The organism is Jiulongibacter sp. NS-SX5, assembly GCF_052828545.1.
Map to the genome: position 1 here is coordinate 2,396,689 of NZ_CM128248.1, position 19,356 is coordinate 2,416,044.

12 protein-coding genes are annotated in these 19,356 nt (G+C 42.0%); 7 read left to right on the top strand and 5 right to left on the bottom strand.

Annotation, left to right across the window (positions count from 1 at the left end):
• Nucleotides 1-8 precede the first annotated feature (8 nt).
• Together ACUXV0_RS10640 and amaB are read left to right on the top strand one after the other, a co-directional pair.
• Nucleotides 9-914, top strand: coding sequence for a 2-oxoadipate dioxygenase/decarboxylase family protein (locus tag ACUXV0_RS10640; RefSeq protein ID WP_446189525.1), 906 nt, complete (start codon nucleotides 9-11; stop codon nucleotides 912-914).
• Nucleotides 915-2,432, top strand: a complete 1,518-nt coding sequence (gene amaB / locus ACUXV0_RS10645; RefSeq protein ID WP_446189526.1) for an L-piperidine-6-carboxylate dehydrogenase — start codon at nucleotides 915-917, stop codon at nucleotides 2,430-2,432.
• Nucleotides 2,433-2,479: 47 nt separating this feature from the next.
• On the opposite strand, the gene ACUXV0_RS10650 is transcribed toward amaB, so the two are convergent.
• The 4 genes from ACUXV0_RS10650 to ACUXV0_RS10665 form a co-directional block, all read right to left on the bottom strand.
• Nucleotides 2,480-4,417, bottom strand: a complete 1,938-nt coding sequence (locus ACUXV0_RS10650) for an FAD-dependent oxidoreductase (protein ID WP_446189527.1) — start codon at nucleotides 4,415-4,417, stop codon at nucleotides 2,480-2,482.
• 153 nt (nucleotides 4,418-4,570) lie between these two features.
• On the bottom strand, nucleotides 4,571-5,923 hold the full coding sequence (locus ACUXV0_RS10655) for a sodium:solute symporter family transporter (protein WP_446189528.1): 1,353 nt from the start codon (nucleotides 5,921-5,923) through the stop codon (nucleotides 4,571-4,573).
• Between the two features lie 178 nt (nucleotides 5,924-6,101).
• Nucleotides 6,102-7,538 carry a SusD/RagB family nutrient-binding outer membrane lipoprotein gene (locus ACUXV0_RS10660; protein WP_446189529.1) on the bottom strand — a complete coding sequence of 479 codons (1,437 nt, stop codon included), beginning with the start codon at nucleotides 7,536-7,538 and terminating at the stop codon, nucleotides 6,102-6,104.
• Between the two features lie 13 nt (nucleotides 7,539-7,551).
• Nucleotides 7,552-10,779 (bottom strand): SusC/RagA family TonB-linked outer membrane protein, encoded by a 3,228-nt coding sequence (locus ACUXV0_RS10665; RefSeq protein WP_446189530.1) that lies wholly within the window; start codon nucleotides 10,777-10,779, stop codon nucleotides 7,552-7,554.
• Nucleotides 10,780-10,977: 198 nt separating this feature from the next.
• Here ACUXV0_RS10665 and ACUXV0_RS10670 point away from each other — a divergent pair, with 198 nt between their 5' ends.
• A complete protein-coding gene (locus tag ACUXV0_RS10670; RefSeq protein ID WP_446189531.1) occupies nucleotides 10,978-11,715 on the top strand; it encodes a peptidase in 738 nt (245 codons plus the stop codon).
• Nucleotides 11,716-11,717: 2 nt separating this feature from the next.
• Here ACUXV0_RS10670 and ACUXV0_RS10675 read toward each other — a convergent pair whose 3' ends face one another.
• A complete protein-coding gene (locus tag ACUXV0_RS10675; RefSeq protein WP_446189532.1) occupies nucleotides 11,718-15,035 on the bottom strand; it encodes a transglutaminase family protein in 3,318 nt (1,105 codons plus the stop codon).
• Nucleotides 15,036-15,295: 260 nt separating this feature from the next.
• Here ACUXV0_RS10675 and ACUXV0_RS10680 point away from each other — a divergent pair, with 260 nt between their 5' ends.
• The 4 genes from ACUXV0_RS10680 to ACUXV0_RS10695 all read left to right on the top strand — a co-directional run bounded on the left by ACUXV0_RS10680 (nucleotide 15,296) and on the right by ACUXV0_RS10695 (nucleotide 19,304).
• The gene (locus ACUXV0_RS10680; RefSeq protein ID WP_446189533.1) at nucleotides 15,296-16,750 is read left to right on the top strand and encodes a circularly permuted type 2 ATP-grasp protein; all 1,455 of its coding nucleotides are present in this window, start codon (nucleotides 15,296-15,298) and stop codon (nucleotides 16,748-16,750) included.
• Between the two features lie 4 nt (nucleotides 16,751-16,754).
• Entirely contained in the window at nucleotides 16,755-17,681 is a 927-nt protein-coding gene (locus ACUXV0_RS10685; protein ID WP_446189534.1) for an alpha-E domain-containing protein, read from the top strand.
• Nucleotides 17,682-17,958: 277 nt separating this feature from the next.
• Nucleotides 17,959-18,504 carry an RNA polymerase sigma factor gene (locus ACUXV0_RS10690; protein ID WP_446189535.1) on the top strand — a complete coding sequence of 182 codons (546 nt, stop codon included), beginning with the start codon at nucleotides 17,959-17,961 and terminating at the stop codon, nucleotides 18,502-18,504.
• Complete coding sequence (locus ACUXV0_RS10695) at nucleotides 18,501-19,304, top strand: anti-sigma factor (RefSeq protein WP_446189536.1); 804 nt, start codon at nucleotides 18,501-18,503, stop codon at nucleotides 19,302-19,304. Before ACUXV0_RS10690 ends, ACUXV0_RS10695 begins: the two co-directional genes overlap by 4 nt.
• Nucleotides 19,305-19,356 lie beyond the last annotated feature (52 nt).

A 19,356-nucleotide genomic window follows, 5' to 3' on the forward strand; every position in this document is an offset into this window, starting at 1 on the left:
TCAACGCTATGAAATTTGAAGAAAACAATAAACTCTCTGCCGTATTTAATCGACTTTTCAAGCCCTATGAAGAGCGTGTACCCGTAGTAGATAAAATCATGAATGCCATGGTGGCTCATGGCATCATAGATGAGCGGACAGACATTGTCAATGACCATATTGCCTTCAGAACATTGGGGGTGCCGCACCTAGGTGTGAGTTCTTTTGAAAAGATTTTTCTTCATTATGGCTATGAAAAAAGAGACTATTTCCATTTCGAAGGTAAGAAGCTTAATGCATGGTGGTATTCGCCACCGGCTGAGCATTATCCTCGTATTTTCATCTCCGAGCTGCGGGTGGAAGACTTATCGGAGAACGCACGGGATATCATACATTCATACACATCATTCTTAATGAAAGACCCGGTAGATGAACTGGATCTTAACGATGTAGAAGCTGTAGGAGATTTTTTCGAAAAGTCCTTATGGCGACTGCCCACTTTTGAAGACTATCACCAGCTCAACATTGAAAGTGAATACGCCGCCTGGGTGATCTATAACAGATACTATTTGAATCATTATACCATCAGCGTTCATGCTTTGCCAAAAGGGTATAATACCTTGGCCCAATTCAATGATTTTCTGGAGTCATTAGGTGTCAAATTGAATGATGCCGGCGGCAAAATCAAGACTAGTCCAGATGGCTTGCTATTGCAAAGCAGTACGGTGGCAGATATGGTAGAGGCCACCTTTGCCAATGGCAAAACCACTTTAATACCAGGCAGCTATTTGGAGTTTGCAGAAAGAAGACCATTACCGGAATTTCAGCATTTACCTCAAAGCGAAATTCTCAGAAAACACCGAAGAGACGGTTTTGAAACAGGCAATGCCGATAAAATCTTTGAAAGCACTTTCACCACTCAAACCAAACGATAAATGAATGCACTTTTTGAACAAATAAAAAACCATAATGCATTAAGTACGGGTCAAAAAAACTTTGCTGGCAGTGGTAAAGAATTCCATATCACCTCCCCTGTAGATGGCAAGAGCTTGGGCTCGGTAAAAGCCTGTAATCAGGCAGAGTACAATCAGGTCATACATACTGCAAAAGAAGCCCAAATTCACTGGCAAAATATGACCGCACCAGCTCGCGGTGAAATAGTGAGACAGTTTGGTGATAAACTTCGTGAATACAAAAATGATCTCGGAGAACTGGTGAGCTATGAGATGGGTAAAAATCTTCAGGAAGGCTTAGGAGAAGTTCAGGAGATGATTGATATCTGTGATTTTGCAACAGGACTTTCCAGGCAGCTTTATGGCCTACAAATGCACTCTGAACGACCAAAACACCGAATGCTGGAGCAATGGCATCCATTGGGCGTAGTGGGAATCATTTCAGCCTTTAATTTCCCGGTGGCCGTTTGGGCCTGGAATACGGCCATAGCCTGGGTATGCGGAAACGTCTGTGTCTGGAAACCCTCTGAAAAAACTCCTTTTACGGCTATAGCTTGTCAATTTCTTTTTGCTCAAATAGTAGCAGCTAATAATCTTCCTGAAGGAATTTCTAACCTCATTATGGGCGATGCAGAAGTAGGAAAAATGCTGGCGGAAGATGAAAACATAAACTTAGTTTCTGCGACCGGTTCAGTACGTATGGGAAAATCCGTGGCTGTAACGGTGGCAGCCCGATTAGGTAAAAGCTTACTGGAACTTGGCGGAAATAATGCCATTATAGTCACTGAAAATGCAGACCTGAAACAGGCCGTCCCGGCCATTGTTTTTGGTGCTGTGGGTACCTGTGGGCAACGCTGCACTTCTACCCGCAGACTTATTATTCATAAAAGCATTTATGACAATCTTAAAGAACAGCTGGTTAAAGCCTATGGTCAATTGAAAATAGGCAATCCACTGGACAGCTCAAATCATGTAGGTCCGCTGATTGATAAAGATGCGGTTTCTGCCTATTTCAAAACCATCAAAGAAGCCCAGGCCCAAGGAGGCAAGGTACTTTGTGGTCATGAATTGCTTGAAGGAGAAGAATACTCCACCGGCTGCTATATAAAGCCTACGATCATTGAAGCCACCGCCGACATGCCGATTCTGAAAACGGAAACCTTTGCTCCTATTCTATACCTCATGCCTTATGAACGACTGGAAGACGCTATTGAAATTCAGAATAGTGTGCCTCAAGGTTTATCCTCTGCTATTTTCTCTCTTAATCTGAGAGAAACAGAGAAGTTTTTATCCGTTAACGGTTCAGACTGTGGTATAGCGAATGTGAATATTGGCACCTCGGGTGCAGAAATAGGCGGAGCATTTGGTGGTGAGAAAGAAACCGGAGGAGGAAGAGAAAGCGGCTCAGATGCCTGGAAGGCATATATGCGTCGCCAAACCTGCACCATCAATTATGGCGAAGAACTACCTCTGGCACAGGGCATTAAGTTTGAGCTGTAAACTATCAATACGAAAAGAAAGATTTCTCATTCAATGCTGGCACCTTCCTATTCTTGCGGAATCAAAATTAAGGCGTCGGCAACTATTTCGACGTCGGCCATCTCTGGCTTTAGCTTACAGATAAATTTTGGATTTGCTTCACCTGAAACCTCCCCTATTTTTATCCAGTCTGGATGGTTCTTGTCTGGATTGACTGTAGTCTCTGTCTCATTATTGAGGATCACTTTTATATCTCCGGCACTACCGGGAAAGTAGCCATAAACTTCATAGGGTAATTTCTGAAGATCTGTCTGAAAGCTTATCTCCGCATCTGCCGATTCACTAATGACAGCACTTTTACCATATCTGGACCAATGTTTCTCATTCCGTTTCCATTGGCCATTTAGCCGCACGTTTTCATCGTCATTATCCAAGGTAATGGTTGCCAGTCTTCCATCTGAAAAAGGGTCGGTTATCAAAGCCTCCTGAAGTTTAGCAACATCTACCTGATGAACATTCCCATTACTCATGGCTGCGGCTAGCCCGGCTGATTGGCCCAACACCATAAAAACAGGCTCCATACGGATGGACCCAAAGGCAATGTGTGAGGCTGATAAACAAACGGGTACAATAAGATTATTCACTTCACTCTTTTTAGGAATAATCGATTTGTACGAAATGGGATATGGCGGTAAACCACCTAATCCTTTCTGAACATCTCCTTCGTTTTTTACCATTCCATTCACTACCAACCGCTGGCAATTATGTGAGTCCATTGTATAGGCTGCTATACCAATGCCATCTTTCACTACCTCTTCTCCTATGCAATGTTTCTCTGTCATCACATAATCGCTTACCATACGGCGAGCTTCTCTCACATAAAGCTGTGGGGTAAAATGGCCAGACTCTGTAAATTCATCCTTGGGATAACCCCATTTTTTCATCTCTTCTCGTAAATGCAGAGGTACCCGAGGGTCATTCCCAAGAAAATAGAGCAAGCTTTCGGTATAAAGTTTATGCTCTGCCATCATTTTTTTCCGCTCCTCATAATTTGCTTCAGGGTAACCGTGGTTGGCACCAATAAAATCTGTACTAAAAGGCCCTGAATTATTAATGTCGGTCTTTCTATTCGGCATAGGTTGGATATGCATATGTGCCCAATTCAGCTCTTTAGATTGTTTCTTTTCTATGTACCGTAGCAATAGCTCAAACTTTGTAGAATCATAGCCATTGGGTCTTCGAATTGACACTTGATTTTCTACACTATCAGTAAGGCAAAGTCTATAATTATAGGCTTGAACCAACGTATCGCCACTTCCAGATGGAGCTAAAGAAGCTTCTCTTATTCCCCAAAGCAAACCACTTTGTGGCTTACCCTTCTCCACATAAGGATCTATACCATCCATAAACTGATGATGCTCAAGCATCTGAACACCATTCCATGTTTCATCGTATTGGCTATTAGCCTCTCGCCCAACGGTATAGCTTACGCCGGCTTTTGCCATGAGATCACCTTCATAGGTGCAGTCAATAAATACCGTGGCACTGACCTTATTGAGGGCCCCTGTAGAGGCATTCTTTGTATGAATACTAGATATCTGCTGCCCCTTGAGTTCTACACTTTCCAGCTCCTCCAGATATCTTACTTGTATATCTGCTTTATCTAAATATTCCTGAAAAATAGCTTTAGCCACCTTCGGCTCAAAAGTCCACTGTTCCAACTTCCCATAATGAGCACCAATTCTACGATAGAAGTCTCTGGAAAGTCCCGTAATAGCGTATTTATTTCCAATGTCCGTTTGTCCTAAACCTCCACTAGTAAGTCCGCCAAGGTGATTGCCAGACTCTAATAGCACGACCGATTTTCCTTGCATTTTTGCCGTATATGCGGCCATTACACCAGCCGAAGTAGCACCATAAACACAAACATCGTAGGTCTTAGGTTTCTGACAGGAATTACTGCATAGGCTTATTAGACATAACAACAGTAGGCTTAATTTTTTCATATTATTCCTTATTTCAATGGGGCAATTTTCTATTCCAGTCGAAATTAAATCTTAGGCTTCCATTTCAATAAAAGAAAAATACAAGGCCTAAACCATAGATAGCGGCTGAGAACCATACAAAAGAAGATGAACTCAAAGCTTTTGAAGAAGTAACTAGACCGACTTTCCAGTCCAAACTTTTGGTAATAAGTACAGTGTAAAGGCAGTCAAACTGCCATAAATATTCACTGTGAGCAAGTCGGCATATTTACCCGTGCTGAAATTCAAGGACTCCGGGAATAATCCAAAAACCAAAACGAGCCCATAGACTACACCTGCCCCTACTGCCAGAAAAAATGATAGTTTAGGCACCTTAATGTTCCACAGCAAAAAAACAGGAGCCAAACCGAGGACCATAGTACCACTAACTGTAGTGGCACTCAAAATTTCAGGATTCAAAAACACGGGGACAGTACCTGCCAGGGCTACCAATATCATGGTTATTCTCCCAGATTTAACCTTCAAAGCTGTCTGACGAAGAAGATCTAAATGAATAAGCTTTACCGAGGAACTGAGTGTACTATCAATGGTAGAAGCAGCAGATGTCACCATGATCAGATTAATCACCAAGGTCATACCAACTCCAAAGAGCTTAGAGACCTCCAGCACCACAGGCTTACCTAGCCCCTCTAACTGACCAAAGACTCCAACAAAGCTGAACAAAACGATGCACAAGGCTCCTACAAAACCCGCCAGAATAAAGGCCTTCAAAGTTCTTTTAGGTTTAGAAATAAAGCCCCTGTCTGTCATCACAGGATCATGAAAAGGGTAGCTCAAACATTGCAGAAAAGCCACCAGAAGTAGATTAACGCCTTGATCCAAACTCCAGGTGCCTGTACCGGCCAACGTACTCAAACCTCCCTCAACGTTCGGAAAAATGTAGCCGAGAATTACAGTAATTAATACCGCAAAAAGTAACATCTGAATAAGGTCGGTCAGTAGAGAAGATCTCATTCCGCCTTTCATGGTATACAGTAGAGTGAGGGCCGTAAAAACCACAACTGCCCAGTAGTAGCCACTGCTACCCGTCTCCCCAAAATAGGAGCCAATGACCATGCTGTTTGACCAGATTTCATTAAATAACCTAAAAGCAATCAGCAATGTGAATATCAATACGGCTCCGGCACCGAACTTCTCTCTCAAATAATGATGAATACTACTAAACCCTCCTTTGGTACGCAGCTGGTAAATTACAAGCCCAGCCACAATGAAAGATCCATAATAACCAGCATAAGCCACTCCACCTACAAGTCCAAACGCCTGTCCTAAATCCGCGGAAATTGTAATTGATTTGGCAAACAGCCAACTGATCACCAAACTACTCGTGAGAATCCAAAAACCGGGCTGCTGTTCGTTCTTACTTCCTTTGAAAAAATCGTTGGCCTTTCTTGCATTCGGAGACAAAAGAAATAGTCCTAGCGAGAGCAGGATCATGAAAAGCCACTGTAGGGTTTGAGGGTCGAGCATTCGTAATTATACTAAAAACATGACGGATCAAGGATTCTGAAGTGCAGCAATCGGGATCAAATAGACCAAAAGCTACTATTCAAGTCTAATTTTATGGCCACGTCAGAAAAGTAAACCCGGAATTTCACTCAACTTTGAATGGAAATTCCGGGTAAAATCTAAAGACAAAACTCAATAACTACTGAGCATCCCACCATACAGGAGCATTGATACTATTGTTTGATGTATTTGCAGCAGCCTGCGAATAATTTTCAGGATTTAAAGCACTTTCTGAGGCAGGGTAAGGCAATCTCACGGGCAATAAATCGTCATTTAAACTTGCCGAAATAGTTTTAAGCTCGGGGTATCCTGTTCTTCTCCATTCTATCCAGCCTTCATATCCATTGACAATATTCGCCAGCCATTTTTGGGTAATGATTTGCTTGATAGGCTCTGTACCGTAGGCAACACCATCAGAGTTTAAATAACCTTCTGGAAGGTCAGTATACCAATAAGCAAAAGCATCCTGAATTCCCTTCTCATAAAGCGTTTTGGCATCAGCCTGAATCCAGCCTTTTTCTGCCGCCTCTGCCAGTAAGAAGTTCATTTCAAAACTGCTCATAAAGTTAGCCTTCATGAGTCCTGCATCCTCACGGAAAACTGTACCAGTCAGAGAATAGTCATTAACTGAAATAGACAATTGCGAAGCATCAGGACCATTTAGCAGACCATTATATACTTCGGCGTTACCGCCTGTTGGTCTGAAATACCTTCCTACGCGTGGGTCATTCAGGTTTGTCAAAACCTCCTCAATAGTCTCAGACATAATGAATAAACCAAAATCACCAATTCTTGCTGTTGACATTCTAAAGTTATTCGGCTGGGCCGTAGTAAACTGATAGAAGGCATCATCTGAGGCATTCAAAATCAAGTCACCACTTTGATAAAGCGACAGCAATTCAGCTGAGAAATCACCAGTTTCAGAAATTCTCATGAGGTATTTAAATCTCAATGAATTCGCCAGCTTCACCCATTTAGATAGATCACCACTATAAATGATATCACCTTGCAGAGCAATAGCCGAATTATAGGCCTCCATCTTCTCAACTGCAGATTTCAAATTCGCCAAGATGCCGTCAGCACCGGTATAAATAGCTTGCTGGCTATCGTACTTTGGACTCACAATTCCATTTTTCCCCTGAAGAGCCTCAGAGTAAGGAACATCACCATAAAGGTCTGTCAGCTGAGCCGTCAATAATGACTTAAGTACCAAAGCCGGCCCTTCATACACCCCAAAAGCCTCATTCTCTTGTGCTTTTGAGAGCAAAATCTCATTATCTCTTAAATTCTCATACAAAAACTCCCAAGGGTTCCCTCCGTATTGAGACTGAGTTAAACCATGTCTATCAAATAGGTTGAAGTCAATAGCGGTGAATAATTGACCAAGCAAATTACCCGCTACAAAACCCTCATAACTCATTTGATCTGAGTAGTCAAAGAGTACTTTGCGAAGTAATAACTCCGGCTGTACATCTACCGGGGCAACAGGATTAAGATTGATCTCCTCAAAGTCGTTTGTGCATGAACTAGCCCAAACGATTAAAAACAGTGTTAATACTATACTTAATTTCTTCATTTTCTTGACCTGATTAAAAGTTGATGTTTAGTTTAATCCCCATGCTTCTGGTGGTAGGGTAAGACATGTCTTCTACTCCACTCAGGACGTTCTGACCTTGAAACGCCACTTGCTCCGGGTCAAAGTGTTTGATTTTGCTAATGGCAAAAAGGTTTCTGCCGATCAAAGAAATTCCGGCACTCTGAATCTTTCTACCAATCAACTTTTGAGGTAAACTGTAGCCAATCTGCACTTCTCTGAGTTTCAGATATGAGGCATCCAGCGTATTATTTTCTTCATGGTTTCTGTCATAATACTGCCTGTAGTATGACTCGGCAGAAATAGGAGTAGTATTCGGTACATACACTGGATTCTCCGCAGTTCCTGTATTCACCACGCCCTCGGCAACTATCCCAGCCTCAGGACGGAACTCCGTTTCTATCAGCTGGCCTGCCACTCCTGCCAATGCTTGTGTTCTTGAGACGATCTCTCCTCCTTGACGCCAGTCTGCCACAAAACTGAAGGTCCAGTTTTTATAATTTAGATTATTGACAAAACCCATCATGAAATCTGGGTTATAATTGCCAAGTTTAATCAGCGTATTGTCTACAATATATCTACCATCAGCACCGATAATGAAATCGCCGTCATCGTTTTTCAGATATCCTGTACCATAAATATCTCCCAATCTGCCACCCTCCTGAACCTGGTACCAGACGGTCTGGTTAGCATTATCATAAATTCTATTATATGCCAGTGTGATGGTCTGACCCGGAATAGGCAAAGACTCTAACACACTGCGGTAACTGGTGAAGTTTACACCCAGATTCCAGCCGAAATCTTTTTTACGAGCAATACTATAATTTACTACCGCTTCAAAACCTCTGCTACGTACCTCGCCACCATTGATATTCTGCTCCTGGTAACCCGAAGCTGATGATATCGGTAAAGAGATGATCTGGTTTTTGCTTAGAGCATTGAAATAAGTCAGGTCTAATTTCAGACGATCATTGAATGCTCTGATATCTGCTCCAAACTCCTGAGAAGAAATTCGCTCAGGAAGTAAATTGGCATTGGCAATGGAAGACTGATCGCTGAAGGTTGGAAGTCCGTTCACCGGTGTTCTACTTTCAAAGAAGCCGACAGTTTGGTATGGATTGGTATCATTCCCAACTTCAGCATAGCTGGCTCTCAGTTTTAAGAAAGAGAGATTTTCAGGCAGTTTGAATAAGTTGCTCAGCACAAAAGCCCCTGAAACTGACGGATAGAAAAACGAAGAATTGGCAGCCGAGGTTGGCGTAGCCAAAGCAGAACTCCAGTCGTTTCTTCCTGTAACATCAATGAATAAATAATCTCTAAAGCTCAGTTTGGCCAAACCGTAAACACTATTGATTCTCTTTCTGCCTACACTCTGAAAATACTCTAGAGGAGAGGCCGCATTATTCAAAGAGAATACACCAGGCTGAGCCAAAGCTAACGTTTGAGTCTGCTCCATGTCTGCAAACTGATCCATTCTATTGGCACCCAAAGAAACATCTACCGTTATATCATTGATAGGCTTTAAATAATTCACCAAGACGTCGGTATTGAGTTCTCTGAAAAATACTCCTTGCGTAGCAAAGGCTCCGGTCTTGTATCGGTTTGAGCTGTACGCTCTTCTAAACTCTCTGTCTTCATCCTGATAATCCATCCCTGTTCTGGCTTGAACAGATAACTCAGGGCTGATTTCGTAGCGAACAAGAGCATGACCAAAGAGCCTGTCACGTCCAAAACTGTTTCTATTCTCTAAAAGCGTAAAGTATGGGTTATCAAAATACGTGTAGTTAAACGAATACTGCTGTACGTTTTCTAAACCCGGCTGCCAATAATCCTTCATAGGATCAAGGTTAGTTTGTCTTCCTAGCCATGCTACCAAAGAATAGTTGATATTCTCTGAGCCATATTTGGTAGCAGGTCTGTTTTGACTGCTGCTGTTCATATAATGAATACCTGATGAAAAACTCAGCTTATCTGTTGGATTAAAAGTAAAAGAGCCACTTACCGTTTTTCTTTTCAGATCTACTCCCGGTATTACAGATTCATTGTTCAGGTCTGTAAATGAAAGTCTAAACGAGCTGTTTCTGAGGTTTGATGAAACCGATAGATGATTAATAGCCGAGTAGCCGGTATTATAGAAATCTTTGACATTATTTGGTTGAGACACGAAAGGCGTAGGCGTAATTGGCAAACCACCATGAATAGACACATCTCCACCTCTTACCACTCTTCCGTCTGGTAATGTAACAGGACTGTCATACTGAGGAATCAGCAAGCCGGCATCAAGAGCCGGTCCATAACTGTATGTAATATTATCATTTATACCGGCACCTAAACCATTTACGTATTCAAACTGACCACCATTCCCCTGTCCGTAAGAGTTTTGAAATTGGGGTAGCTGAAAAGGCGTTTCTGCCATAAGGGTAGAGCTGAATGATACACCAATACCTTCTTTCTCAGCACCGGTTTTAGTTTGAATCAAAATCACACCATTACTGGCACGAGTACCGTATAAAGCCGCCGCTGAAGGACCTTTAAGTACACTTACACTCTCAATATCGTCTGGGTTGATGTCCATAGCTCCGTTTCCGAAGTCTACTTCCTGAAAACCGGCAGCAGCATCTGAGGTAATATTGACCACTGTATTATTATTGATAGGAATACCATCTACCACAAAAAGCGGATTATTATTGGTAAATGAGTTTTCCCCACGGATAGTCACTTTTGAAGTACTTCCCACTCCAGATGAACCTTGATTGACCGTGACACCGGCTATTCTCCCACCCAGATTATCTACAAAGTTTGTTGATTTAACATCACTCACATCCTTACCACTAATTTGCTGTACAGCATAACCAATGTTTTTGGAGTCTCTTTCCAGACCCAAAGCAGTTACCACTACTTCATCTAAATAAGCACCTTGTTTCAGACTAACAGTGATTTCATTTCTATTGCCAAGCAATACCTCCTGCCTTTCATAACCGATCATTGAGATCAGCAAAGATTCGGTTTCCTGAGGTACGAAAAGCTGAAACTCTCCATCTCCGTTAGTTAAAGTTCCTTTTTTTGAGCTACTGTTATTGATAATGATACTGGCTCCGGCCAGCCCTTCTTGTGTGGAACTATCAATAATTTTACCCGTGATTTTTCTGCCGACCTGTGCCTGTGTCCACTCCGGGAAACAAAACAGGGTCATTAGAATACACGCAGATAGTAATTGTTTCATGCAGTAAGTTGGTTATTGCGTTGAGATAAATTGATCATATAAGTCAGCAAACCTACGAGATATATTGTCGAATAGTTTAGACCGCTGAAATAATGGACTGAATAGTTTAAAAGAATAGGACGCAAAACGACGCATTTTCAAGTATTTCTATACTTTTGCCTATTATTCTTCATTTCACAAATTAACTGAAAAAGTATAGTGACGTATTGCTTAGGAATCAAACTGCGTAAAGGGCTGGTAGCACTTGCTGATACCAGAATCACCTCAGGCTCAGAAACTACCACCGCAAAGAAGGTTTTCGTACATAAATACGGCAAATACCCCATTTTTATCATGACCTCTGGGCTTCGCTCAGTCAGAGATAAAGTGATCACTTATTTTGAAGAACTTCTGGAACAGGAAGAAGGCTACGATAAAATGTATAAGGCTGTCAATGCCTTGGGAGATCAGATAAAACGCGTAGCCAATGAAGACCGAGATATGCTCACTAAATCGGGTATTACCTTTAATATCTTTACGATAGTGGGTGGTCAAATGGAGAAAGACGAAGAACCAAAACTTTACCTTCTTTACCCGGAGGGTAACTGGATAGAAGTAGGAGAAGGAACTCCTTTTATAATCATTGGTAATTCAGGGTATGGCAAGCCCGTTCTGAACAGAACCATCAATTACGATAGCAGCTTAGAATTTGCCCTAAAAACCGGATTCCTTTCTTTTGACTCTACACGAGTAAGTGCCAATGACGTAGGATTCCCTATTGATGTTTTGATTTTCAATAAAGAAACTTTTGAACTGGAAGAGCATCGTCTGGAAGAGCAAGACCTTAAAGAAATTACCGAATTCTGGGGTGATCGTCTTAAGAACTCCGTCAATGAAATACCTGACAATCTGGTAGAGCGAATCCTACACAAATCACCACTTTTCGATAAAGGCTAAGCTTATTTCTTAGCCTTTCTCAGATCTAAAGTATTTGCCAGTTCAAGACCTATATCTTTCACCGGTTCGGTAACCGCCTGGGTGTAGTGCTTCTCTTCAAACATTCTTCCTACAGGGGTATATTCCTGCACAGTTTGTACATTTCCTTGTGTATGGCCTTCGCTGAAGAAACGCGTATGTCTTCTGGCCTCAGCTTCCATGCTATTTACTGGTAGTGTTTCGTAATTTCTTCCTCCCGGGTGAGCCACGTGATAGGTAAAGCCTCCGATAGATTTATTATTCCATGTGTCAATGACATCAAAGGTTAGTGGAGTATCCACACCTATCGTTGGGTGTAAGGCCGATGGCGGAGCCCATGCTTTGTATCGTACTCCGGCTACAAACTGACCAGCCTTACCGGTTGGTTTCATGGGTATTCTAACGTTATTACAGGCCATCATATAACGGTCGTCATTCCAGCCATTTACTTTGAGCTGTACACGCTCTACAGAGGAGTCCACATACCTGGCTGTACCCTGAGAAGTGGCTTCTTCTCCCAATACATTCCAAGGTTCAATGGCCCACCGAAGCTCCAGTGTCATATCGTCAATTTGTGTTTTGCCTAAAACCGGGAACCTAAACTCCACAAAGGCATCAAACCACGACTTTTCAAAAGCATAGCCAGCCTCCTGAAGTTCGGCCACCACCTCGTTCATGTCTTGTCTTACATAATGCTCCAGCATAAACTTATCGTGGAGTTCGCTGCCCCAGTGAACAAGCTTTTTGGTATATGGCTTTTTCCAGAATCGAGCCACCAGGGCTCTGATCAGTAGACTCTGAGCCAAACTCATATGCGGATGCGGCGGCATATCAAAACCTCTGAACTCCAGAATACCTTGCCTGCCGGCAGTGCCATAAGGTGAGTATAGTTTATCAATACACAGCTCTGCTCGGTGCGTATTACCGGTAACGTCAATCAAAAGATTTCTGAATAATCGATCCGAAATCCACAGCGGAGGATTCTCATAGTCTGGTACCTGAGAGAAGGCAATATCTAACTCGTACAAGACGTCTTCTCTTCCTTCATCTACCCTGGGTGCCTGAGATGTAGGCCCTATAAACGGCCCACTAAACAGGTAAGATAAGGCCGGATGATGCTGCCAGTAGGTAATGATGCTTTGCAATAACTGTGGTTTGCGTAGCAAAGGACTATCAGCTGGCGTAAAACCGCCAATGGTAATATGGTTTCCTCCTCCGGTCCCAGTATGTCTGCCGTCAATCATGAATTTCTCTGTGCCTAATCGCGATTGCTTGGCTTGCTCATAGAGTTTCAGAGTGGTATCTACTAATTGATCCCATTTGGCAGAAGGATGAACATTTACTTCGATCACACCAGGATCAGGAGTTACAAATAACTTATTCAATTTTCCTTCTGAAGGGGGTTCATAACCCTCCAGAAGTACAGGCATATTTAACTCTGAGGCTGTCAAATGAATGGCAGCTATCATTTCCAGGTAATGCTCCTGAAGTTCATGCGGTGGCAAAAAGAGATGAAGCTGGCCATTGACCACCTCTACGCTTAATGCTGTTTTAAAACAAACTTCAGACGAAGGGTTTGAAAACTCCTTAGGCCTCTCTTTCAATGTTTTTTCAAAATCTGCCAGCTCTGGCAGCGGAGCAAAAGGATCACGTGGATAGAACTCATCCAACATAATTTTCTCTGGAAGAGAATTCAGCGGCAGCCTGAAACCTAATGAGGAATTACCCGGGATCAGAAGAAGATGCTCTCTTTTAAAAGGCCAGACACAACTCTGCCAACGATCTTCCTTCCTGTAAAAACGAACAGGAAGTACAAAGCCTTTAGGACTACCCAAACCCTCTTTCAAAAGATCTGTCAAAGTTCTTCTCTCCAGCGGATCTTTGAGGTTCTTTTTGAGTGGATCTCTATCTGCGGGCAGTTTATTTTCTTCCCAGGCAAAGTAAACGCTATCCTCATAAGCTGGAATAACCGCAGATTTATCGATTCTCAGATGTTCGGCTACCTTTTCAAGGAATTGCTGAGCATCAGTAATGGCTCTTTCTCCTTTTTGACCCGGAGAGGCTATCAAGTCTGTGTTTTCCCAAATGGTCTTTCCATCCTTTCTCCAGAAGCAGCCATATTGCCAGCGAGGCAGTGCCTCGCCCGGGTATAATTTTCCCTGCCCCCAGTGGAGCATTCCGTTCGGAGCAAAACTCTCTCTGATTCTAAAAGTGAGATCTTGAGCAAGTTTTCTCTTATGTGGCCCATCTGCAGCAATATTCCACTCTGCCGCCTCCATATCATCAATAGACACAAAAGTAGGCTCACCACCCATGGTAAGCCTGACATCATTCTCCACCAAATCACGCTCTACTACCTCACCTACCTTGAGGATATTCTTCCATTCATCTTCCGTGTAGGGTTTTGTCACCCTAGGTTCTTCATGAACTCTGAAGACCTCATTTTTAAAGTTGAAAGTTGTTTCACAATAATCTAAAAGACCTGTAATGGGAGCAGCACTGCCGGGTGAAGGTGTACATGATAAGGGTATATGCCCTTCTCCGGCAAAAAGCCCTGAAGTAGGATCAAGACCTATCCAGCCTGCACCAGGTACAAATACTTCACACCATGCATGCAAGTCTGTAAAGTCTTCCTCGGGCCCAGAGGGGCCATCAAGTGATTTCTCATCAGCCGTAAGCTGCACCAAATAACCAGAGACAAAACGGGCAGCCAGTCCTAAATGTCTAAAGGCCTGAACCAATACCCATGAGCTATCTCTACACGATCCCAAGGCTTTTCCGAGTGTCTCTTCACAGGTTTGGACACCTGGCTCCATTCTAATCGTATAATTGACCTTCTCGTAAAGTGCTCTATTGATAAGGACTAGAAAGTCCACAATCTGAGTTTCTTCTTTGGGCACAGCTGTTTCCAGAAATTCTTTGAGTAAATCTCCTCTTTCTGTCACTTCAAAATAAGGCTGAAGTTCCTTTTTTAGTCCATCTTCATAGGCAAAAGGATACTTTTCGGCGTATTCGTCCACAAAAAAGTCAAACGGATTAATCACTTTCAGATCAGCAATAACCTCCACGTCTACATGTAGGTGCTTTATTTTCTCGGGAAACACTACGCGAGCCTGAAAATTCCCAAAAGGATCTTGCTGCCAATTGATAAAGTGCTGCTCCGGAGAAATTTTTAAAGAGTAAGCATGAATTGGTGTTCTGGAATGTACCGCCGGTTTTAATCTGATGACCTGAGGTGATACGTTTATCAGACGATCATAGTCATAATGCATTTTATGACGAATGGCTACACGAATTGACATACTTTTTTAATCCTTAATGTTACTTGTTTGTTCTACTCTGGTCTTTATAAATACATTTGAAATGTACGATTTTCGATTACAAAACTGTATTCAAAAATCATTTCATTGTACAATTACCGTAATATCCCACTCTTAAACGATATTTGTTACCTCGTTTTTGAGTTTTCATAAAATAGTGTATTAGTTTATCATAAATATGCAATATTTGTTATGCATATATTAAGTAATTTGCAAAATATTTGAGTACCAACAATTAATTTATGATCACACCTTACATACCCGATAAAAAGGCCTACGATGAGGTTTTTAATTCCGAAGGGAAGATCAGACCACACTACCACGCCATTCTTGAACATTTTGTCAAATACACTCCTGAAAAATTCAGGGGATTGATTGATGATGTGAAGCTCATTTTAAATAATGAAGGGGTAACCTTTGCAGTATATTCTGACACCATGAAGGCTACCGAGAGGATCTTCCCTTTTGACATTATCCCCAGGCTTATTACCAGAAGCAAATGGGATAAGCTAGAAAAAGGCGTTTTGCAACGCAATGAGGCAATCAATCTTTTTCTTCATGATTTATACCACGATCAGGAGACTATCAAAGCGGGAATAGTACCCGAAAAAATGATCACTAGCTCTGTTCACTACCTTGACAAAATGAAAGGCTTTACACCTCCAGGTGGTGTGTATAATCACATAAGCGGTACAGATATTATCAGACATAATGATGGTGAGTTTTATGTACTTGAAGACAATATCAGAAGCCCCTCTGGTGTAAGTTATGTGATCTCTAACAGGAGAACGCTGAAGAAAACCTTCCCCGGGCTTTTTGCCAGTTATAAAACTGCCAGAGTAGATAACTACTCCTCAGACCTACTGGATATGCTACAGTCAGTAGCTCCTGATCCTTTAGAAGCGGACCCTAAGTGTGTAGTTCTTACGCCTGGCATCTATAATTCTGCATATTACGAGCATACCTGGCTAGCCCAAAGTATGGGAATACGGCTGGTAGAAGGAAGAGACCTTAGCGTCAAAAACGACTGCGTATACATGAAAACCATAAATGGTATAGAAAAAGTAGACGTGATTTACAGAAGAATTGATGATGCATTTCTAGACCCTGAGGCTTTTAGAGAAGACTCAATGCTCGGCGTTCCGGGGCTTTTCAGAGCTTATTTAAGTGGAAATGTAACCCTTGTAAATGCTCCTGGAACCGGCGTAGCAGATGATAAAGCTGTCTACACTTTCATGCCTGAAATTATTAAATTCTTCTTTGGATCAGATGTGGAGATAGGCCTGAATAATGTGCCAACGTATAAATGTGAAGAAGATGATGACTTCAAATATGTACTGGAAAACCTGAATAACCTAGTAGTTAAACCAGTAGATGAATCTGGCGGATATGGTATATCAATAGGAAATCAGCTCACAGAAGAAGAGCTTGACACTTTAGCAGATACGCTCAAGAAAGCCAGACGTAAGTATATAGCTCAGCCCATCATGAGTCTATCTATGCAGCCTACATATATTGAAGATACCAATACTGTAGAGCCCAGACACGTAGATCTCAGAACCTTCTGCCTTAAAGGAGGAAACGGCTATGAGAAGGTATTGGCCGGAGGCCTAACCCGTGTAGCACTCAGAAAAGGAAACCTTATTGTTAACTCATCTCAAGGTGGCGGATCTAAAGACACCTGGGTAATAGAATAAACCTATGCTCTCCAGAATTGCGAATAACCTATATTGGGCCGGCAGAAATCTTGAAAGAATAGAACATATTGCCCGGTTTGTACCTGTAAATTTCTTTGCCAGCCTTGATGGGCCAAAAGAAGCAGACCATGACATGATGCTGCAGTCGCTTAATGCCATGGCCGGCTCCAAAAGTACCAGCGAATCTTTAATAGAGGCAGATGTGCTTGAAGATATCGCTTTTAATACTTCAAATCCATCCTCAATTAAATCCTGTATTCATTTAGCAAGAGAAAACTGCCGTGGAGCCAGAGACTTATTGAGCACAGAGCTATGGGAGTCCGTCAATAAGCTTTATCACTATGTAGAAACTTTTGACCTCGAAACTTACCGTGAATCTAATATGCACGAGTTTATGGTCAATGTTAAGCAGCAGGTGGCCGTTTGTAAGTATCAGGCTGATAGTACTCTTGTAAAAAATGAAGTTTGGTCTATCCTAAAACTTGGACTATTAATAGAGCGATCTTTCCAGGTGAGCCGTGTTATCAGTATTAAGTATACAGATATGCAGCGGGAAGTTGAAAACTGGGATATTTATGTGCAGTATGAATGCATTACAATGCTAAAAGGCTTAGAGGCCTTTGATATGAACAGAAAATACTATCGTAAACCCATCAATATTGATCGTGCCTTAGAGTTTCTCGTTTTCAATGAAAATTTCCCACGTTCTCTGGCTTTTAGCATGAAAGAGGTATGTATGTATCTAAACTCTCTTCCTTTTGAGAAAAAAGGTGAAAGTAATTCTGTAAGGATGGCAGGTGAGAATCTCAAAAATGAACTGATCTATGGTGATCTTGCGGATATCACTGGAAATGTTAGCACCTACCTTGAAAGTGTTCAAAAGAAAATAGCATTCATAAATAAGCTTCTGAATGAGCAATATTTCACCTAAACTTTAGCTAAAATATTACTTCAGCATTTGACTCTCGTCTCCTAATTAGGGACGGGAGTTTTCTTTTTCAAATACCTTATTATTAGATACTTTAGACCCTGTAGCCGAAATATTTTCAATTGATTGATCCAAAAGAAAGGGCTGAAACGTAACTGAAGAGAACTTTTCAGGAAACACAAAACGAAAAAGCCTGAAGCACACAGTAAAAAAAAAGAGTACCCAAAAAGGAAAAACAAAGGATTTGAAAATAGATTTATAACTCTAAACTGAATAGATTTTGGCTACAAAAACAAACAGATATTCAGATGAAGGACTACTGGTACTGGCGTTGAAAAAGAATCAACGTTCGGCCTTTGACTACCTCTACGATAACTACTCGGGGGCTCTTTTTGGAGTCATCTCAAGGGTCATTAAAGATGAAGAAAAAGCCGCCGATGTAATGCAGGATGTTTTTCTGAAGATATGGACAAAAATAGGTGATTATGAGCCGGGGAAAGCCCGCCTTTTCACCTGGATGATGAACATTGCACGCAATGCCTCCATTGACCTCTACCGAAAAGAACGCAACAAGCACATGGTAGATATAGATGATCAGGTAGGTGTAGTGGATTCTAAAAATCAAGATGAAATGAACATTAGTACGATTGACCTTCGGGGAATTGTAGAAACCTTACGCCCCGAGAGAAAAGTCCTGCTGGATTTGGTGTATCTTCAAGGTTACACGCAGCAGGAAGCCGCTGAAAAGCTCAATATACCATTAGGCACAGCGAAGTCGAGAATAAGAACAGCATTAAAGGACCTTAAACTTTATTACGCAGCATGAACATCCAGGAGTATATAGAAACATCAGGTCTGCTGGAAGAATATGTTTTAGGAACCCTTTCAGAGACCGAAAGACAGGGAGTAGAATGTCTGGCAAAGACATACCCCGAGATAAAAGAAGAAATTGACGTGTTACAGCTATCACTAGGAAAATATGCCAAAATCTATGAGAAGCAGCCACCAGCTGACCTCAAAGAGCAAATATTTGGGCAAATGACCTTTGCCGATGAAAATGATGAGCTGGGTGAAAACGAGAGTGTATTTACAGAGGAAACCGAGCAGATAGACGAAGCCAAGGTGCTTCCAATGTGGAGTAAAATCTCCCTGGCTGCTTCTGTAGTATTAGTTGCCTTATCTGGCTGGCTGTATAACCAGAATAAAAACCTGGAAAGTACAGAAGCTGACCTAATCAGCAGAATAGAAACGCTGGAGGCGAGTGGAAGCAAAACCGGAGAACTTTTGGCCAGTTTCCAGAACCCTGCCAATAAAGTAGTGAAACTTTCCGGAACGGAGAAAAAGCCAGATGCTGCAGTTACTGTTTTCTGGAATCAGGAAGACAACTCTGTAGAACTAGCGGTCAATAACCTACCGAAAGCCGAAGAAGGTAAACAATACCAACTCTGGATTATCGGTGAAAACGGACCGGAAGATATGGGTATGCTCGATAACGATTTTGAGGACAAACTCCTCTCTATGAAGTCTGTGAGTGGAAAGCCAAGTGCTTTTGCCATTACCTTAGAAAAGGAAGGCGGCGTACCGAGCCCTACTCTTGAAGAACTTTACGTTATAGGCAATGTATAGTTTTTTGTAGCCGGATTTTCAAAATCCAAACACCGCATAAGCTCCTCTTGAG